The organism is Cupriavidus sp. DF5525 (genome assembly GCF_040149425.2).
Classification (GTDB): Bacteria; Pseudomonadota; Gammaproteobacteria; order Burkholderiales; family Burkholderiaceae; genus Cupriavidus; species Cupriavidus pickettii_A.
Map to the genome: position 1 here is coordinate 324,588 of NZ_CP168267.1, position 16,439 is coordinate 341,026.

Sequence of the window (16,439 nt, forward strand, 5' to 3'; positions counted from 1 at the left end):
CATGCGCGATCGTGCGCGGTTGCGGCCGCCCGCGGCGGCAAGCATCGGCGACCGCCTGGAGGACGTGGGCTCGCCGGCACTGCTTGTCGACCTCGATGCCTTCGACCATAACCTGGCGCAAATGCAGGCCCTTGCCGACGCCGGCGGCGTCGCTTTGCGTCCCCATGCCAAGGCACACAAGTCCGTCGCCATCGCGAAGCGGCAGCTCGCGGCAGGTGCCGTGGGCATCTGCTGCCAGAAGCTGAGCGAGGCCTATCCGTTCGCGGCCGCCGGCATACCGGGCATCCACATCAGCAATGAGTTGGTGGGCGCGGACAAGCTCGCCATGGCCGTGGAGCTGGCCCGGCACGTGGACTTGAGCCTCTGCGTGGATGACGTGCGGCAGGTGCGCGCGATGGCCGCTGCTGCGCAGGCAGGCGGTGTGCGCATCACCGTGCTGCCGGAGGTCGACGTGGGCCACCGCCGCTGCGGCGTGAACAGCACCGACGCGCTCACCCGGCTGGCTGATGCCATCGGCGAAGCGCCCTCGCTGCGTTTCGGCGGCCTGCAGGCGTACCACGGCGGCGCGCAGCATGTGCCGGTCTGGGCGCAGCGCAGGCAGGGCGCGCAGCGCGCGGCGGAAGTGGTTGGCGGCTACGTGCGGCATCTTGGGGCGCGGGGCATCCCGTGCCCGGTGGTCACCGGCGGCGGCACGGGCACGGCGGAGTTCGATAGCCAGAGCGGTGTCTATACCGAGATCCAGCCGGGGACATACCTGTTCCTGGACGGGCACTACGGCGCCAGCGAGTGGCTCGGGCGCTTCCAGCCAAGGCACAGCCTCTTCCTGTCAGCCACCGTCATGAGCACCGCGCGGCCCGGCGTGGTGGTCTGCGACGCTGGGCTGAAGTCGGTCGCCGTGGACTCCGGCCTGCCACGCCTGTGGTCCCGGGACAGCAGCGGTTGGCTGCGCTATGTGGCGGCCAACGATGAACACGGCGTCTTCGAAGTGCTGAACGGAGACAGCCAGGAATGGCTTGGCAACAAACTGATGCTCGTTCCCGGCCACTGCGACCCGACCGCGAACCTGCATGCGCAGTACGTGTGCTTTCGTGCCGGGCATGTCGTTGACTTGTGGGAGATCGAAGCGCGTGGCCTGAGCCGCTGACGCAGGATTTGCAGTCGCTGACCCGTGGCGCGAGGCCTGCGCCAGATCCATAGAAAAGCCGCAATCAAGCGGAACCGAGTAGTTAAGCCAAAGGAGACAAAGAATGCAACGCAAGATCGTCAGGAAGACCCTCGCGGCGGTGGTTGGCGCCACGGCCTGCCTCAGTGCCAGCGCCTGGGCCTGGGAACCGGCCAAGCCGGTCGAGATCGTGGTGCCATTCAGCGCAGGCGGCGCGTCGGACCAGATGGCCCGGTCGATCCAGGGCATCATCGCCAAGCACAAGCTGATGAGCCAGCCGGTGATCGTGCTGAACAAGGCCGGCGCGAGCGGGGCCGAAGGGCTGATGGATACCAAGGCTTCGCAGGGCAATCCGCACAAGCTGCTGGTGACCTCGTCGGCGCTCTATACGGTGCCGATGGTCAGCCACCTGCCGTTCAGCTGGCGCGACCTCACGCCGGTGGCGATGGTCGCCCAGGACGAGTTCGTGCTATGGACCAATGCCGCGGCACCGTACAAGTCCGTGGCCCAGTTCATCGACGCCTCCAAGGCGAACGCCGGCAAGATCAAGGTCGGCGGTACCAGCTCCAAGCGTGAAGACCAGATCATCAGCTCGCTGATCCAGAAGAAGACCGGCACCAGGTTTATCTACGTGCCGTACAAGGGCGGCGGCGAAGCGGCGACGCAGCTCTCCGGCCAGCACATCGACGCGAACGTGAACAACCCCTCGGAATCGATCGGCCAGTGGCGCGCCGGCGAGCACCGGGCGCTGTGCGTGTTTGCCCCGGAGCGCATGGCCTACAGCGTCAAGGTCACGCAGACCGAGAGCTGGCACGACGTGCCGACTTGCAAGGAGCAGGGCCTCGACGTGCAATACCAGATGCTGCGCGTCTTCATGCTGCCGGGCGGCGTCACCCCCGAGCAGCAGAAGTACTACGTCGACCTGATGCAGAAAATCGTCGCAACGCCTGAATGGAAGGAATACCTGGAGAAGAATGCGTTGAAGAACGAATTCCTGACAGGCAAGGCACTCACCGACTTCCTGGCGAAGGACGAGAACGTGCACCGGGACATCATCAAAGAGGCTGGCTTCGTCGCATCGCGCTGACATTCGCGAGGCTCCGCCGCATGCGGCGGAGCCGGTGGCCTAAAGTACGTGGGGGAAAAACATGGATTCACACCAGGTGGAGGTGCACGCGGGCGGCGGCATCTCGGTGAAAGCAGTGGAATTGGTGGTTGCGCTATGCCTGCTGGCGAGCGCGCTCGTGGTGATCTGGAGCAACTACAGTATCGGGGCGGGGTGGGCACCGGACGGTCCGGAGGCCGGCTATTTCCCGATGCGCGTCGGGATCATCGTGCTGATCTGCAGCGTGCTGGTTGCCGTGCAAGCCTTGCGCACGGATGGCGAGGCGGTCTTCGCCACGTGGCAGCAGCTGCGCCAGGTCAGCGTCATCCTGGGGCCGCTGACGGTGTACGTCGGCATGATCGGCCTGCTGGGCATCTACGTGGCGTCGGCGATCTTCATCGTCGGGTTCATGGTCTGGGTCGGTAAGTCGAGCTGGCTTAAGGCCTTGCTGATCGGCGTCGGCATCAACGTCATGCTTTTCTGGATCTTCGAGATCCAGTTCCGTGTGCCGCTACCCAAGGGGCCCCTCGAGGCTGCACTGGGCTACTAAGGAGCAGGCAATGGATGAAATGAATGCATTGATGGGCGGATTCGCTGTCGCCCTGTCCTGGCAGAACGTCGGCCTGATGTTCGTCGGCATCCTGCTGGGTATCGTGGTGGGCGTGCTGCCCGGGCTGGGCGGCCCGAACGGCGTGGCGATCCTGCTACCACTGACGTTCTCGATGGATCCGGTGTCCGCCATCATCATGCTGTCCTGCATCTACTGGGGCGCATTGTTCGGCGGGGCGATCACCTCGATCCTCTTCAATATCCCGGGCGAGGCGTGGTCGGTGGCCACGACCTTCGACGGCTATCCGATGGCGCAGCGTGGCGAAGCCGGCAAGGCCCTGACCTCGGCCTTCACCGGCTCCTGCCTGGGCGCGCTGGCCGGGGTGCTGCTGATTACCTTCCTGGCGCCGATGGTGGCGAAGTTCGCCCTGCGCTTCGGCCCGCCGGAGTTCTTCGCGGTGTACCTGCTGACGTTCTGCAGCTTCGTCGGCATGGGCAAGGAGTCCAAGCCGAAGATCCTGATCGCGATGTGCCTGGGCTTTGTGCTTGCGGCGGTGGGCATGGATACCGTGTCCGGTACGCTGCGCATGACGTTCGGCTCCACCGAGATGCTGCGCGGATTCGACTTCCTGGTGGCCGTGATCGGGCTCTTTGGCATCAGCGAGATCTTGATGACCATGGAAGAAGGCGTTGCCTTCCGCGGCAAGCAGGCGCGTATCGACCTGAAGGTGGTGCTGAAGACCTGGGCCGAGCTGCCGCGATACTGGATGACCGTGATCCGGTCATCGGTGATTGGCTGCTGGCTCGGCATCACCCCGGGCGGCGCCACGGCGGCTTCGTTCATGGGCTATGGCGTGGCCAAGCGCATGGCAAAGGATCCCGATTCGTTCGGCAAGGGCAACGTCGAAGGCGTGGTGGCGCCCGAAACCGCCGCGCACGCCGCCGGCACCAGCGCGCTGCTGCCGATGCTGGCACTGGGCATCCCGGGCTCGGCTACCGCCGCGGTCCTGCTGGGCGGACTGATGATCTGGGGTCTGCAACCGGGCCCGCTGCTGTTCGCCGAGCAAGGGCCATTCGTCTGGGGCCTGATCGCCAGCATGTACCTGGGCAATATCGTCGGGCTGATCGTCGTGCTGTCCACGGTGCCGCTCTTTGCGGCGATCCTGCGCATTCCGTTCTCGATCATCGCGCCGCTGATCCTGGTGATCTGCGCGATCGGCGCCTATACGGTCAACGGTGCACTGTTCGACGTCTGGCTGATGCTGATTTTCGGCGTCGTGGGCTACATCCTGAAGAAGCTCGACTATCCGCTTGCGCCAATGGTGCTGGCCCTGGTCCTTGGCGACCGCGCGGAAGACGCGTTCCGCCAGACCATGCTGGTGTCGTCCGGCGAGATTGGCATCTTCTGGTCGAACGGCCTGGTGGGAACGATCATGAGCCTGGCGCTCTTCGTGCTCGTGTGGCCGCTGGTGAGCGACCTGCGCATGCGTGCGCGGGCCAGGCGGCCGGCTTGAGTCCTGGGGAGAGTCAGGCGACCTGACCGGTGAATGAGCTTGTGTTGCCCGCGCATGGATCGCATGCGCGGGCATTTTTTTCGGGCCATGCCGTCGATGTGGCAGCAAATGTCGCTTGCGCCAGTCGCGAACGCGCACCTACGATGTTTTGTGTCTCCCTGGCGCCAACGTGGGCAGGCCAGCGCTCGGCGCGCCGGGAGCGGCCATATCCGGAGAGGCGTGCATTATCATGAGAGCCCTTGAGTTGCGGCAGCTATGGTAAGCGGTACTGACAAAATGACTTTCTGAGTTGGCGCCAGCAGCTGATGCAGCAGCACGATCGCCGGGGGGGCAGTTGCACTGCTGGGCGACGCTTTGGGCCAAAGGCCATTGGTGACGGTGCCGTTGCTTTTTGCGTTCCACCAGCATGGCGATTTCCCAGGCGGAGATCGCCGAAACGAGCTGGGGATATGAGCTACCGGGTCGGTGCCTATTTTCACACACGCGTTATTGTGGCCTGTCGCGCCGGCGGATCGCCAAGGCGACAGGTGTGAGTGTTGGCGCCGTGTCGCAATACGCGGGGTTGGTGGCCCAGGGCGAGGGCAAGGCCAAGCTGGAAGCCTAGGCTGTCACCGACTGGCTTGTGGCCTCCAGGTGCAGCACCACGCCACCAGCGGGGTGACGGTGGTGGACGGCGGCGCAAGGCCGGCGGTCCGGCGCAGACCGCGAAGGATGAATAGGACAATGAACAGGGGGGCGCCTGCCGCCGCTCTAAACCCGGATGACCGCAGTGACGACGACGGTAGCGATGACAGAAGGAAGTGAGCGGGCGAAGGCGATCCGCTGGATCCAGGCCCAGTTGGCCGAGTACGGGTTGACCATGGAGGAACTGGAGGCGGCGGGGTGCTTTGATCCGCCGCCGGGGAACGGCACCGATTGGGATAGCGGATTTCCCCCAAATCAGAAAATCCACCGAACATTGAAGGGATTCCGACCAGTGGTGCGACAGTCCTTCGGTAGAACGTGGTGGGGCGAGCAATGGCTCAATGCCCTGACACACATCGACTACGACAATCGTCTGCCGCGCGGGCGGACCTACGCGAACAAAGGGGCGGTCAAGGATCTTGTCGTCAGGGCCGGGACGATCCACGCCCAGGTACAGGGCTCCCGGCCACGTCCCTACCAGGTGACGATCACAGTGCCGCCGCTTTCCGCCAAGGATTCCGCACGGCTTCTGGACGCCATCGCCGCCGAGCCCACCGTGATCGCCCGGATGCTCAACCGGGAACTGGATCCGTCGGTGCTGGACCACGCGCGCAATCTTGGGATTTCCGTCTTCCCCGCCCGGTGGAAGGACCTCGATATGCAATGCTCCTGCCCCGATTGGGCCGTGCCTTGCAAGCACCTGGCTGCTGTGATTTACCTCCTGAGCCGGGAAATCGACGGCAATCCGTTCCTGGTGTTCTCGTTGCGAGGGGTTGACCTCGCGAAAGCCTTGAAATCGCGCGACATCCACCTGGAGCCGGCAGCTGGGGCTGTCCTGCCCACATTAACCGAACTGCTGCCGACAAACGCAGAGACACTGGCTGATGCGGGGGATCTTGCTGCGCTTGATCAGCTTGATCTGTCCGGGATTCCGGACCTGTCCGGTCCACTGCTGCACGTGCTGCCGGCCCAACCCACGTTCTTTCCCAACGGAGATTTTCGTGAGACATTGCGGCGTGTGCTGGCACGAGTGGGCAAGGCGGCGCGACAAGCAATGGATGCCGGCGCCGGCGACGCACAGAGTGTCACGTTCTCCGGTGATGATCGGCTGGCGATTGTACTGGACGCAAGATTGCACGCTTCGGTGTTCGGCACGAAGGACGTCACCACCATCGATGCGCTGGAAACGGCATTGGCCCAGGTGAATGTAAGCAATTTGCCAGACTTGCAGCCCGAGGTTGCCGCGCTGTTCCACGTCCGACTGATGGCGCTGCAGTTGATCGCGCGTGGCGCGGTGGTCCCCCAAATCCTCTTGGAGGGTACCGACACTGTCGTGCTGCGCTGGATTCCGGCCACGCTCGATGGAGTCGTAGGTGACCTCATGCAGCGCCTTGCCGCTGCCTTGCCATCTGGCATGGTCAAGACGGGAAAGGGAAGGAAGCGGACTGTCCTCACCCGGGAGGCCCAGGCAACATTCCTCTTTTCCCTGTTTCTGAATCATTTCATTCACGCATGGGCGGATGGCGCCAGCGAAAAGCCCCTCGGGAATAAGACGCTGGCCTTGTTCTTCTGCACCGGCCGAGCCTGCTACGACGGTCCCGGTGAAGGGGAAATCGCCGCCGGCATTCACACCTGGCTATCCCGATACCATCTGGCACACCGAGAACATGCACCGGTGCTGTGCCTCGAAGAGGCGAAAGCGGGCCATTTCGGGCTGACACTCGCAATCGAGCACCGATCGGCTGCACTGGGGGAGCCAGTACCACTGGCTGCGATCCTGACCGATCGGTCCTGGTCGAAGGCCCGTTTTGGCATTCTGCAGACCATCGCGCTATTGGCTGAGTTCCTCCCACCGCTCAATGCCTATATCAGGGCTGGCGCGAAGGCCCCTATCGAGATTGCCGCGAATGAGCTGCCGGCCTTGCTGTTTGACACGCTTCCGGTAATTCGCGTGCTCGGGATTCGCGCGCTGCTACCGAAGGCGCTCGACCGTCTGCTGCGACCCCGCCTGTCGATGCAGATCAAGGGTACGGCGACCGATACGGTGGGTTTTTTTGGCGCCGACGATGTTCTTGCCTTCGACTGGAAAGTAGCCGTTGGTAATCATCTGCTCACGCGCGCCGAGTTTGAAAGGCTGGTGAAGGATGCCGCAGACGTTGTACGTTTCAAAGGGGCGTACGTCTATCTGGATCCAAAAGAGATCGAGCGCCTGCGTGCCCAACTGCTTAATCCATCGGTGCCTTCCGGCGCTGAACTGTTGCGCGTCGCCCTCGCGGGCGAATTCGCCGGCACGACCGTGGGCCTGGATGCCAAGGCCCGCAAGATCATTCAAGATTTGGTGGAAGCGGGCACGGTCCCGTTGCCTCGCGGCATCAATGCCACCCTACGCCCTTATCAGCAGCGGGGTTATGCCTGGCTTTATCGCAACGCGCGCATCGGTTTAGGCAGCGTGATCGCAGATGACATGGGGTTGGGCAAAACACTGCAGGTCATCGCTACGCTGCAAAAGCTCAAGGAGGATGGTGCGCTTGACGACGCCAAGGCCCTGGTAATCGTGCCGACCAGTTTGTTGACCAATTGGCAGAAGGAAATTGAGCGTTTTGCCCCCAACCTGGAGGTTGGCATCTTCCACGGCAGCAAGCGTGAACTCGCGATGATTCGGCCCGATGTCCTGCTGACGACCTACGGCATCGCGCGTACGGCTGCTGCTTCCCTCCATGCCCTGGCATGGCGCATCGTCGTCGTGGATGAGGCCCAGAACATCAAGAACCCGGCTGCTGCCCAGACCAAGGCCGTAAAGGCGATCCCGGCCACCAGCTTTATTGCCATGAGTGGGACGCCGGTGGAGAACCGCTTGTCCGAGTATTGGAGCATCCTGGACTTTGCCAACCGGGGCTATCTGGGAAACCTCAACCAGTTCGCGCGGGAATATGCGATGCCTATTCAGATCCAGCGCGATCAGCATGTCGTGCAGCGCTTCAAGCGGGTCACGGCCCCGTTCCTGCTGCGACGCCTGAAGGCCGACAAGGCTATCATCAGCGATCTGCCCGACAAGATCGAGCAGGATCAATACTGCACGCTGACCAAGGCCCAGACGGCGCTGTATCAATCGGTGGTGCAGGAAGGATTGCGAGTCATCTCGGGTGAATCCGACACCTTCAAGCGCCAAGGCCTGGTGCTGCAGATGATTCTGGCATTGAAGCAGATCTGTAATCATCCGGCGCAGTATTTGAAACAGGGACAGGCCGACGCGGCGGCGTCTGGCAAAGCGGAGCGTTTCTTCGAGCTCATCGACGATATCCACGCCAGCCACGAAAAGGTGCTGGTATTCACCCAGTTCCGCGAGATGGGAAACCTGCTCTGCAGTTGGCTGCGACAGCGATATGGCCGCGATCCGCTATTTCTGCATGGCGGTGTCGCGCGAACCAGTCGAGATGCGATGGTCGAGCGATTTCAAAACGACCGTACCGAGCGTGTTTTTATCTTGTCGCTCAAAGCCGGCGGGACAGGGCTAAATCTGACCGCGGCCTCCAACGTCATCCACTACGATCTATGGTGGAATCCAGCGGTGGAAGCGCAGGCAACGGACCGAGCCTATCGCATTGGCCAACAGCGCAACGTTCAGGTCCACCGATTCATCACTCGCGCTACGTTTGAAGAGCGGATCAATGACATGATTCGCGCCAAGCGGGAACTGGCCGACTTGGCAGTCGGCACGGGCGAACAGTGGATCGGTAATCTTAGCGGGGACGAGCTCAAGACGCTGTTCAGCTTGGCAGAAAGCTGAGTTAGAAATGCTTGGTGAGGTTGGCCGCAGTCGCGTCTGTCGTCGGGCGATGCCGGGCATCCAAGCCGCAAGGCGTTCGAAGGACGTGCGGCAGAAGTGGCCAACGCCAGGCTGGCCGAGGTTGTGGCGGAAGCCAAGGCAGCAGGCGTCACATGCCAGACCGAAATGACGATCTCGATGCCGTACCAGGGGATCATCGATGCGGTGACCAAGCATGGATGTGACGTCATCTTCATGGCGTCGCACGGACGACGCGGGCTGGAAAGCCTGCTGGTCGGCAGTGAAACCAACGGGTGCTGACGCACTGCCCGGTGTTGGTCTATCGCTGACGAACTGGCGTGCGAGTGCGAAGCGCTACACTCGCACGCTATGCCGGCAGGCTTTCGGGGCCGTCGCGAGACCGCAATTCCGGCCATTCCTGGGAGTGGATTGAGGTCGAGCAGCACAAAAAGGTTCGGGCCCGGCCAAAGCAGCATTGACTTTCTCCCGGGCATAAACTGGAAGGAGGGGCCGCAGTGTGTTTTGGCGCCCAGCGTTTCTGTTAGCCGCCGGGCAGACTCCCGAGCGTCCCGGGTGCCGGCTGCGCAGCGATAGCCACGCCACGCGGAAGCTGCCGTCTTAAATGCCATGAGTTACATTCGCGCACCGTTCACCGACGATCAGGTCCAGAGGCTCAACGAGAACCAGGTTGGCCTCGGCGGCCCGGTTCTGCGCGCCTTCATCTGCAGGAACAGCGCCGATCATCGCCACGGAGTCGAAGGTGGCGCCCCTGGCATCCTGATTGCCACCAAATACGGCTGGGTTTGCCCACACTGCAATTACAAAAGGGACTGGGCATTCGCAATCATGGCGACCCGGTTGACTCGCCCGCCGACCGCCATCCAATCCTTTGTCTATACGACGCCCTCAATCGAGAAGGCCAACATCCTCCTCGATCAATATGAACGGCTTGCGGCAACCGAGCGCCCCGGCGCGGCCGTGATGGTCGCCTGCATCAAGAATCGCATCGAGGAAATGTCGCTCCCCGGATTCGGCGCTATCGAGCTCAGCGAGATCCCCACTGACGCGGTGGTGAGACGATCAGAAGGACGTAATTACCGGATCGTCTCGGGACAGTCACATCTCCAAGCCGCCCTGCGCCTGACCGGCCGCGCGCTGGTGACGGATGCTGTCACCCATGAGCAGTTACACGTCCATGACATCGACGGCAAACTGTTTGCCATTTCGTCCGATGCCCAGGCAGTGCTGGACTCAGAAACACTTACGGCGATCGAACACGCCAAAGCCGACCCGCGCACGAGACGCGCGTGACGCGACAGTTCCTGCTTGATCTGGCTAAGACGGTCAAGGAGGTCGGTTTCGGCGAGGCTGCGCAAGCTCGAACCGCCTTCGCTTGCCGTGTAGCTCAGGTGTAGTACGACGTCGGCGATCGTGCCGTAATCGAACTGCGCCAATGCCGGTTTGCTCATTTCGCACCGCCGGGTGCTGATGGCGCCCGTGCCTTCGAACGGCAGATATCGTTCATCGCGGAAATTGAGGTCAAACATGCCGCCGTCCTTCTGGGCGGTCGAGATGGCGATCGATTGAATGCTGCCGAGGTTGTAGACAAAGCGTTCGTCGTTGTTTGGGTCTTCGCTATAACCGGTGAGTGCGAGATTGTCAGGCCTGGGGTTCTTGCGGTATTTGTTGCTCGTCAGCGATAGTTTCGCGGCGATAGATGTCTGCGGCCCCGCAACACAAGGCATGCTGATGCTAACCGTCTTGATGCGACGGAAGTACTGCCCAGGATGGTCGAGATCGAACAGCGCTTCGGGCACGTTAAAGTCGCAGCTGCCCGTGGTTCTGAATTTGACCAGTGCCAGCGGGTCGAGCGAGGCGAGCGAAATTTTTCACGACGACTACCGCGCTGACGCTGAGCACATTTGCTCTGCGCGAGCACGAGGGCTTCGTCTACGTGTACGACCTAAATGCCTGGTGGCGGCACGATATCCGAGTCGAGCGGCGCACGCTGGAGCAGCATCCTGAGGTGCGGCGACGCTGTGTGGCGGGATCTGGCGCTCGTCCGCCAGAGGACGTCGGCGGGCTGGAGAGGTACTTGGAGGTTAGAGAAAAACGGAGCGAATGGGAACTCCTGAATCGGCTCGAATCCCTACGCGAGCGTGCTATCGAATTGGACGAGCTACGCGATGAAGTCGACGAGTGACTGACTTGCCAGATCCAGCAGCAGTTCATTGGCGGCCGCGCAGTCTTCAAAACTTAAAATTTCTCCCTCTGCCGCTGCCGCACTTAAATACCATGGTCTGCCAGGCCATGTAATACCCACCAGGTTTTTTGCACGAGCGCAGCACCCCCAACGGGCGTCCCCTCGTCCTTGATGTCGGCGTTGACCATGGCAATGAGGCGCTCTAGCGCATCGCTCATTTCACTGCTGCCTGCTTGCAGAATGTTGTATTCCATTGACGTGACTCGTGTTTCGCCGCGTCCAGCCGTGTGGGGCGCCTGGGGCTCCAAATTTTCCCTATGGGCGTTCTCGTTTGCTACCGCTACTCGGCACTCTCTGCAAAAGCGCCCCTCGACATGCCGTTACAGTCACTACCAGTGCGAATCCGCACAGAGGCGCCACATGCCGAGACCGGCACAATGGGCCAAATTGCGGCATAGCGCAGTGGCAACGCGCGGGTACGCCCCCCGAGGCCGGTGGTTCGATTCCATCTGCCGCAACCAACTCATTCATCTGCGACGGCGACGAAGCGAGCGAGGCTTCATTTGGATCCTCCCAAAGCTCCGGTAGCCGCGCCCGATAACGCAGTTCACTTTCGACATACCCACTGACAAGACGACGAAAGCCCTTACCTTGTCGGGACTGAGCATCAATCCTTTACGCCGAGCGGATCCTCATCGAGGGCGCTGCGCAAGTGAACAGTCCCGTCTCACGCAGCGGGCGCTTTGAACGTGGTTTAGCGAGATACAGCAAAGGCAGAGGCGGCGACCCACAAAGTGCTCATGCCGTTCCGCGCCGGCGCTTGCTCCAACGTCTGCTTCTGAACGATCCTAGTCCCGCAGTCAAACGGCCGGCCTTGGCCGACAGCGGTCCATTTGGGTTGTGGCCACTCACCGCTTATGGCCGGAGTCGTTGCTTCGCTGGTGTAACACTTACTCATAAGTCAGGAATTTAGCGGACAAATGATCTATGCTTGAGCAATAGACATTGAGGGGAGCGATCATGAAACGGGACGGTCGTAGTCTGGCTCACAATACGCTTGAAGAAATGCGCATCCTAGCGGTGCAACGCATGGCAGAGGGAGAGCATCCGGATGATGTCGCTGCATCGTTCGGGATGAATCGGTCGTGGGCATACAAGGTTCGCGCCCAGGCGCACGGCCGAGGTGTACGGGCGCTGCGCTCGACCAAAGGCACGGGTCGCCCCCGTGCGCTCACGTCTGCGCAGGAGCAGCGGGTGCTGCGATGGATCAACGGCAAGAATCCGATGCAGTATGGGTTCGATTTCGGCCTCTGGACACGCAACCTGGTTCGCGAACTGGTACAGCAAAAATTCGACGTGAAGCTGAGCCTGGCATCGATCGGTGCGATGCTGGCACGCCTAAACCTAACGCCGCAAAAGCCACTGCAGCGCGCCTACCAGCGCGATCCGGAAGCAATTGATCGCTGGCAGCACGACACGTATCCGGCTATTGCCAGGCAGGCTCGTGAGCAGAAGGCGGATATCTTCTTTTGGGATGAATCGGGCTTTCGAGCTGACTCGGTGCATGGCAAGACCTGGGCGCCGCGCGGCGAAACGCCGATTGTCGAGCGACCGGGCCAGCGGCAAAGCATGAGCGCGGCGTCCGCCGTCAATTCAAAGGGGGCCTTCTGGTTTGCTACGTACGAAGGCGGGCTCAGCGGCGAGTTGTTTGTCACGCTGCTCAAGAAGCTGATGCTCAATCGAAAGAAGGCAGTACATCTGATCGTAGACGGATTGCCAGCGCACAAGAAAGCCATCGTCAAAGCCTACGTCGCCAGTACGCAGGGCAAACTGACCTTGCATTTCCTGCCCGGTTACGCACCTGACCTAAATCCAGATGAATTGGTGTGGAGTCACGTGAAGCGCAACGGCGTCGCGCGACGTCCTTTGCAAAAAGGCGAAGAGCTGGGCCCGCGAGTTCACGAGCAGCTTGCAAAAATTCGACGCAACCCGAAGCTCGTGCGCTCGTTTTTCAGGCACCCATCTGTCCGCTATATTTCTGACCTATGGTGCGACACGTGTCGCCGTCAGCCGCGCGTCAAGCGGCATGTAGTTGGCGGTAAAGTTCGTTTTTGTCTTGTCGTATTTGATCGTCGAATCATGGCGATTGAAGCTGCGACCTGTTGTGCGACCAACAGTTGCCTACCCGGGCATGCGCGATTGGTAACGATCGAGTGTGAAGCCCCGGGGACAAAGTACTCTGCAGAAGCAGGTCCTTCTCGGTGACGAGGGAGGTCCGACACTGCCAGCAGCCGTGCGGTGTGGGGGCAAGGCAAATTCCGTATGCACAACGTAAGTGAACTGCTGTTAAACCTCGTAAGAAATGCAGAGCCAAAGCTGCTGAGAGGCTCTAACCAAAAGGTGGGTGGCCGGTTGTGTTCCTCATGGTTGAACGCACGTCGCCAGAGCGCTACCGGGGGATAGGCAGGTGCTAACCGGATAGGCTCAGGTTGCTGCTGGGTCGGCAAAAACGGGAACGTGGTAAGCCCGATCCCTCGCCACTGACTCGGGACATCGGTTCAGCGGCAGGTGACCCGCGAGGGAGGCTGTTGAGGGAGCGGGTAAGAGAACGCGGAGAAAGCGAAAGGCATGCTGTAATGGCGTGCATAGGGGTTCAAACTTTGCCCCGACCTGAAAGGGTGCAGACTTCCGCGAAGTGTGGCTGTCGCAAACCAATATCTGAGGTTCGACGTGGGGGAAGCTTGGAAGAGGCTGCCTCATAGCAGTTCAGCGCCCTCGTCTCAGTGATGAGATGGACCAACGATACGACGAATGCGAAGGGCTTGTGCAAGACGACAAGCCCGGTATCACGAAGTTGATGCTTTAGCTGTGCTTGAGCTGTATGCGGTGAAAGTCGCTCGTACGGTTCTTTGGGGAGGGAGCAGCGGAGACGCTGCTCTCTTACCCGCTAGTAATATGCTCTTGTAGACCCGCCATCGTGCAGCAGATTCACGCCAGTCATGTGGTCGGAGAAGGGAGATAACAAGACCTCGACCGCCATGGCCACCTCTTCCGGGCTTCCATATTTGCGCAAGGGAATGTTCGAGGTTTCCTCGGCTAACCGTTCAGGGAAGGTCATGCCAGCCTTTGTGGCTCGCTGCTCGATCGATGCCACATAGTCCGGGGTCAGCGTGCCTCCGAGGGAGAGGGTATTGACGTGAATCCCTCTCTCGCCCATTGCGAAAGCAAGCGTCTTGGCCTGGGCCAGCCAGGCACAACGCAGGACATTGCTGGTGGCATAGTTTCCAAGGGCTTGCACGGAGGTGATGGCGGAAATGATGACAATTTTTGCCCGGCGTCCTTGGGAGGGTTCCGGCCGCATTGTAGAGATCGCGCTCTTGAGGAGTTCGAGGGGGCCGATAAAGTGGCCCTGGAACAATTGGCGCCACGTGTCCGCCGGAGGCTGGCATTCGCCGGTGGGCCGCATCTGCGGTGGCATCAGTACGACGCCGTCGAGGACGGTTCCGTCCGCCGCAAGCTCATGGGAAAAGGATGCGACAGAGGCATCGCTGGACATGTCGACGGAGAGCCAGCGATATGAATGGCAGCCTTGCCTCTCGAGCCTCGCGCAGGCGGCTTGCAGCTTGCTAATGTCGCGCGCGGCAAGAATCAGCGAATAACCCGCATGCGCCAGCCGTGAGCAGACAGCGCTCCCGATGCTGCCGGTAGCCCCCGTCACCAGGACTACTTTGCTTGTCTCGGACATGCCGATCTCCCTCGATAGGCTGGTGATATCCAGCCACGCCTACAGCAGCACGCCGGACAGGGCGATTGGCAGACATTCGGCGGACATTGCGAACTGGGCGGGAACGCCCGGCGCCACCTGTGTCCGTTAGTTATAGTGCACGCGACGTGTCGCCGGTGGACGGCCTGCCTCGCCTCGCGGCCTTTTCTGACGAACGTCCAGGTAACCGTTACCCAGCGGCCGAGCCGGCGGATCGGGAGTCCGCCGCAAATGACGCCGAGAATGCCAGGTCTTCGGCGCTCAATGAGCGGCCGGAGCCGACAACTGCCGTTGGGCTTTGCACCCTAGGCCAGCCTAGCCCCGGCCGCAAAGCAGTCTTCCTTGTTGCGTTTTTCACTAGTTCTTTACCAGAGCCGCTGCACCCCGTGCGATGCGGGCGGACGCTATGCCGGACAACGGGGCTTCTAACCTTGACCGGCATGTGTCAGCCTTAATGCGACCGCCCTGGAGAATCTGAGGGCAGCCGCGCCGCCCTGGCCGGCGGTCGCTGCAGACGCGCGTCAGGGCACGATAACGGGCGTTATGGCAGCTATCGAGGCCAATTGAGACCTCTAGTGTTCGCGAACTGAGGACAAGAGCTACAGTAGATCGCTTTCGTGGGCAATCATGTGCAGCTTCGAATGAAAGATGGATGCAAGCGTGCTCTGCCTGGCGAACGAGAGTGAAGATGAGTCATTCGCAGATGCTACCCAATTGCGACCGGCATGCTAGGGATCAGCGCGCTCTTGCAGACTTGAACTCTTTATTCTCTTTGGGCGCCGTCGTGCCTACTAATATATCCCTATACCTCCTGGCCCACGGTACGTACACCAAATCAAGCTGACTCGCGATGATCAGTGAGGGGAGTGAATGTACTTGCTTCCCCGTCGATCTGTTTGCGCAAGGCCGCGAAACGCTCGTGTACATTTTCTCCAAAGAGGGGATCGGAGCAAGCCGGAACAGTGGCCGCGACCTCTGCCCAATCCTCTTCGGTCAGTAGGCGCGCGGCACGGGGCATGACCTGTTTCTCCTCAGTGGAGAGATGATTGCGATAGTAAGCAAGGTACATGGCTGCAGCGGCTTCCAAAGCCGTTCGCGACGTTATGACATCTCTTTCTGCTTCACGAAGCCGGCTGAGCAACTCTTCGCCTACCGCTGCAATCACACGATGCTCTTGCAGAAGCCGGCTAACCACAATGCGCATGGCGGGGTCGCGTTCAACGAGCAGGGCGTATGCAACATCCTCCCGAGGATGGTGAACGCAATCGCCATATTTCCGCATGTAATCGATGATCATGCCCATCAAACCGTAGTTTGGCTGCTCTTCCTGGTAAAACGCGCACACCTGCCTCTCTAGCAGGTCGAGTAGGCAGGCGAAATTGATATGGTCGGTATGCCAGACGGCAAGTGGGTTGGTCATGGCGACCTCCAGGGAGACTGGTCGAGTGGACCGTTGAGTCCGGATCCTATCGGACTTGCGAGATCCTATTGACACCATAGTCTCCCTTCACCATGTGGGGCTGATACAGATCAATAAGACTCCAGATGGAATGACGACGCGCAGCGAACTGTCGAGCTTGTCATTTGAACCTTCACGCATTAGGCGTGGCATTTTTCACGAAGCAGGTGCCTGTAGACCCTGCCCACGCTGGTCCACTCGATCGCATCGACC

Annotated in this window: 10 protein-coding genes, 1 tRNA gene and 3 pseudogenes; 10 read left to right on the forward strand and 4 right to left on the reverse strand. The window is 61.1% G+C overall.

Annotated elements, in window-relative coordinates; all coding sequences use genetic code 11:
• The first annotated feature begins 1 nt into the window (after position 1).
• From ABNX08_RS35860 to ABNX08_RS35890, 7 genes and pseudogenes are all read left to right on the forward strand, one after another.
• The gene (locus ABNX08_RS35860; protein WP_041682368.1) at positions 2-1,144 is read left to right on the forward strand and encodes a DSD1 family PLP-dependent enzyme; all 1,143 of its coding nucleotides are present in this window, start codon (positions 2-4) and stop codon (positions 1,142-1,144) included.
• 103 nt (positions 1,145-1,247) lie between these two features.
• A complete protein-coding gene (locus ABNX08_RS35865; RefSeq protein ID WP_022540103.1) occupies positions 1,248-2,249 on the forward strand; it encodes a tripartite tricarboxylate transporter substrate binding protein in 1,002 nt (333 codons plus the stop codon).
• A 61-nt stretch (positions 2,250-2,310) separates the two neighbouring features.
• Positions 2,311-2,817 (forward strand): tripartite tricarboxylate transporter TctB family protein, encoded by a 507-nt coding sequence (locus tag ABNX08_RS35870; RefSeq protein WP_022540104.1) that lies wholly within the window; start codon positions 2,311-2,313, stop codon positions 2,815-2,817.
• Positions 2,818-2,827: 10 nt separating this feature from the next.
• Positions 2,828-4,330: a tripartite tricarboxylate transporter permease gene (locus tag ABNX08_RS35875; protein ID WP_022540105.1), complete on the forward strand. Its 1,503-nt coding sequence runs from the start codon at positions 2,828-2,830 to the stop codon at positions 4,328-4,330.
• A 769-nt stretch (positions 4,331-5,099) separates the two neighbouring features.
• The gene (locus tag ABNX08_RS35880; protein WP_349604922.1) at positions 5,100-8,801 is read left to right on the forward strand and encodes a DEAD/DEAH box helicase; all 3,702 of its coding nucleotides are present in this window, start codon (positions 5,100-5,102) and stop codon (positions 8,799-8,801) included.
• Between the two features lie 36 nt (positions 8,802-8,837).
• A pseudogene (locus ABNX08_RS35885) lies at positions 8,838-9,130 on the forward strand (universal stress protein); the annotation flags it as partial.
• A 298-nt stretch (positions 9,131-9,428) separates the two neighbouring features.
• A complete protein-coding gene (locus tag ABNX08_RS35890; protein ID WP_349604921.1) occupies positions 9,429-10,112 on the forward strand; it encodes a hypothetical protein in 684 nt (227 codons plus the stop codon).
• A gap of 95 nt (positions 10,113-10,207) precedes the next feature.
• Here the strand turns inward: ABNX08_RS35890 and ABNX08_RS35895 are convergent.
• Positions 10,208-10,687: pseudogene (locus ABNX08_RS35895) on the reverse strand (insecticidal toxin protein); the annotation flags it as partial.
• On the opposite strand from ABNX08_RS35895, the gene ABNX08_RS35900 reads away from it, so the two are divergent.
• On the forward strand, positions 10,657-11,004 hold the full coding sequence (locus ABNX08_RS35900; RefSeq protein WP_349604919.1) for a hypothetical protein: 348 nt from the start codon (positions 10,657-10,659) through the stop codon (positions 11,002-11,004). The pseudogene ABNX08_RS35895 and the gene ABNX08_RS35900 overlap by 31 nt on opposite strands.
• An 83-nt stretch (positions 11,005-11,087) precedes the next feature.
• Here ABNX08_RS35900 and ABNX08_RS35905 read toward each other — a convergent pair whose 3' ends face one another.
• A complete protein-coding gene (locus ABNX08_RS35905) occupies positions 11,088-11,258 on the reverse strand; it encodes a hypothetical protein (RefSeq protein WP_349604917.1) in 171 nt (56 codons plus the stop codon).
• A 194-nt stretch (positions 11,259-11,452) separates the two neighbouring features.
• On the opposite strand from ABNX08_RS35905, the gene ABNX08_RS35910 reads away from it, so the two are divergent.
• Together ABNX08_RS35910 and ABNX08_RS35915 are read left to right on the forward strand one after the other, a co-directional pair.
• Positions 11,453-11,525: transfer RNA gene (locus ABNX08_RS35910), tRNA-OTHER, on the forward strand.
• Between the two features lie 499 nt (positions 11,526-12,024).
• Positions 12,025-13,044 (forward strand): annotated as a pseudogene (locus tag ABNX08_RS35915) (IS630 family transposase); the annotation flags it as partial.
• Between the two features lie 907 nt (positions 13,045-13,951).
• Here the strand turns inward: ABNX08_RS35915 and ABNX08_RS35920 are convergent.
• Positions 13,952-14,749: an SDR family oxidoreductase gene (locus ABNX08_RS35920; RefSeq protein WP_349605394.1), complete on the reverse strand. Its 798-nt coding sequence runs from the start codon at positions 14,747-14,749 to the stop codon at positions 13,952-13,954.
• 853 nt (positions 14,750-15,602) lie between these two features.
• Positions 15,603-16,187, reverse strand: coding sequence for a hemerythrin domain-containing protein (locus tag ABNX08_RS35925; RefSeq protein WP_349605393.1), 585 nt, complete (start codon positions 16,185-16,187; stop codon positions 15,603-15,605).
• Positions 16,188-16,439: the final 252 nt, after the last annotated feature.

Coding starts and splice junctions, on each gene's coding strand:
- ABNX08_RS35860 (WP_041682368.1), top strand. CDS start 2: ATGCGCGATCGTGCGCGGTTGCGGCCGCCCGCGGCGGCAAGCATCGGC.
- ABNX08_RS35865 (WP_022540103.1), top strand. CDS start 1,248: ATGCAACGCAAGATCGTCAGGAAGACCCTCGCGGCGGTGGTTGGCGCC.
- ABNX08_RS35870 (WP_022540104.1), top strand. CDS start 2,311: ATGGATTCACACCAGGTGGAGGTGCACGCGGGCGGCGGCATCTCGGTG.
- ABNX08_RS35875 (WP_022540105.1), top strand. CDS start 2,828: ATGGATGAAATGAATGCATTGATGGGCGGATTCGCTGTCGCCCTGTCC.
- ABNX08_RS35890 (WP_349604921.1), top strand. CDS start 9,429: ATGAGTTACATTCGCGCACCGTTCACCGACGATCAGGTCCAGAGGCTC.
- ABNX08_RS35905 (WP_349604917.1), bottom strand. CDS start 11,258: ATGGAATACAACATTCTGCAAGCAGGCAGCAGTGAAATGAGCGATGCG.
- ABNX08_RS35920 (WP_349605394.1), bottom strand. CDS start 14,749: ATGTCCGAGACAAGCAAAGTAGTCCTGGTGACGGGGGCTACCGGCAGC.
- ABNX08_RS35925 (WP_349605393.1), bottom strand. CDS start 16,187: ATGACCAACCCACTTGCCGTCTGGCATACCGACCATATCAATTTCGCC.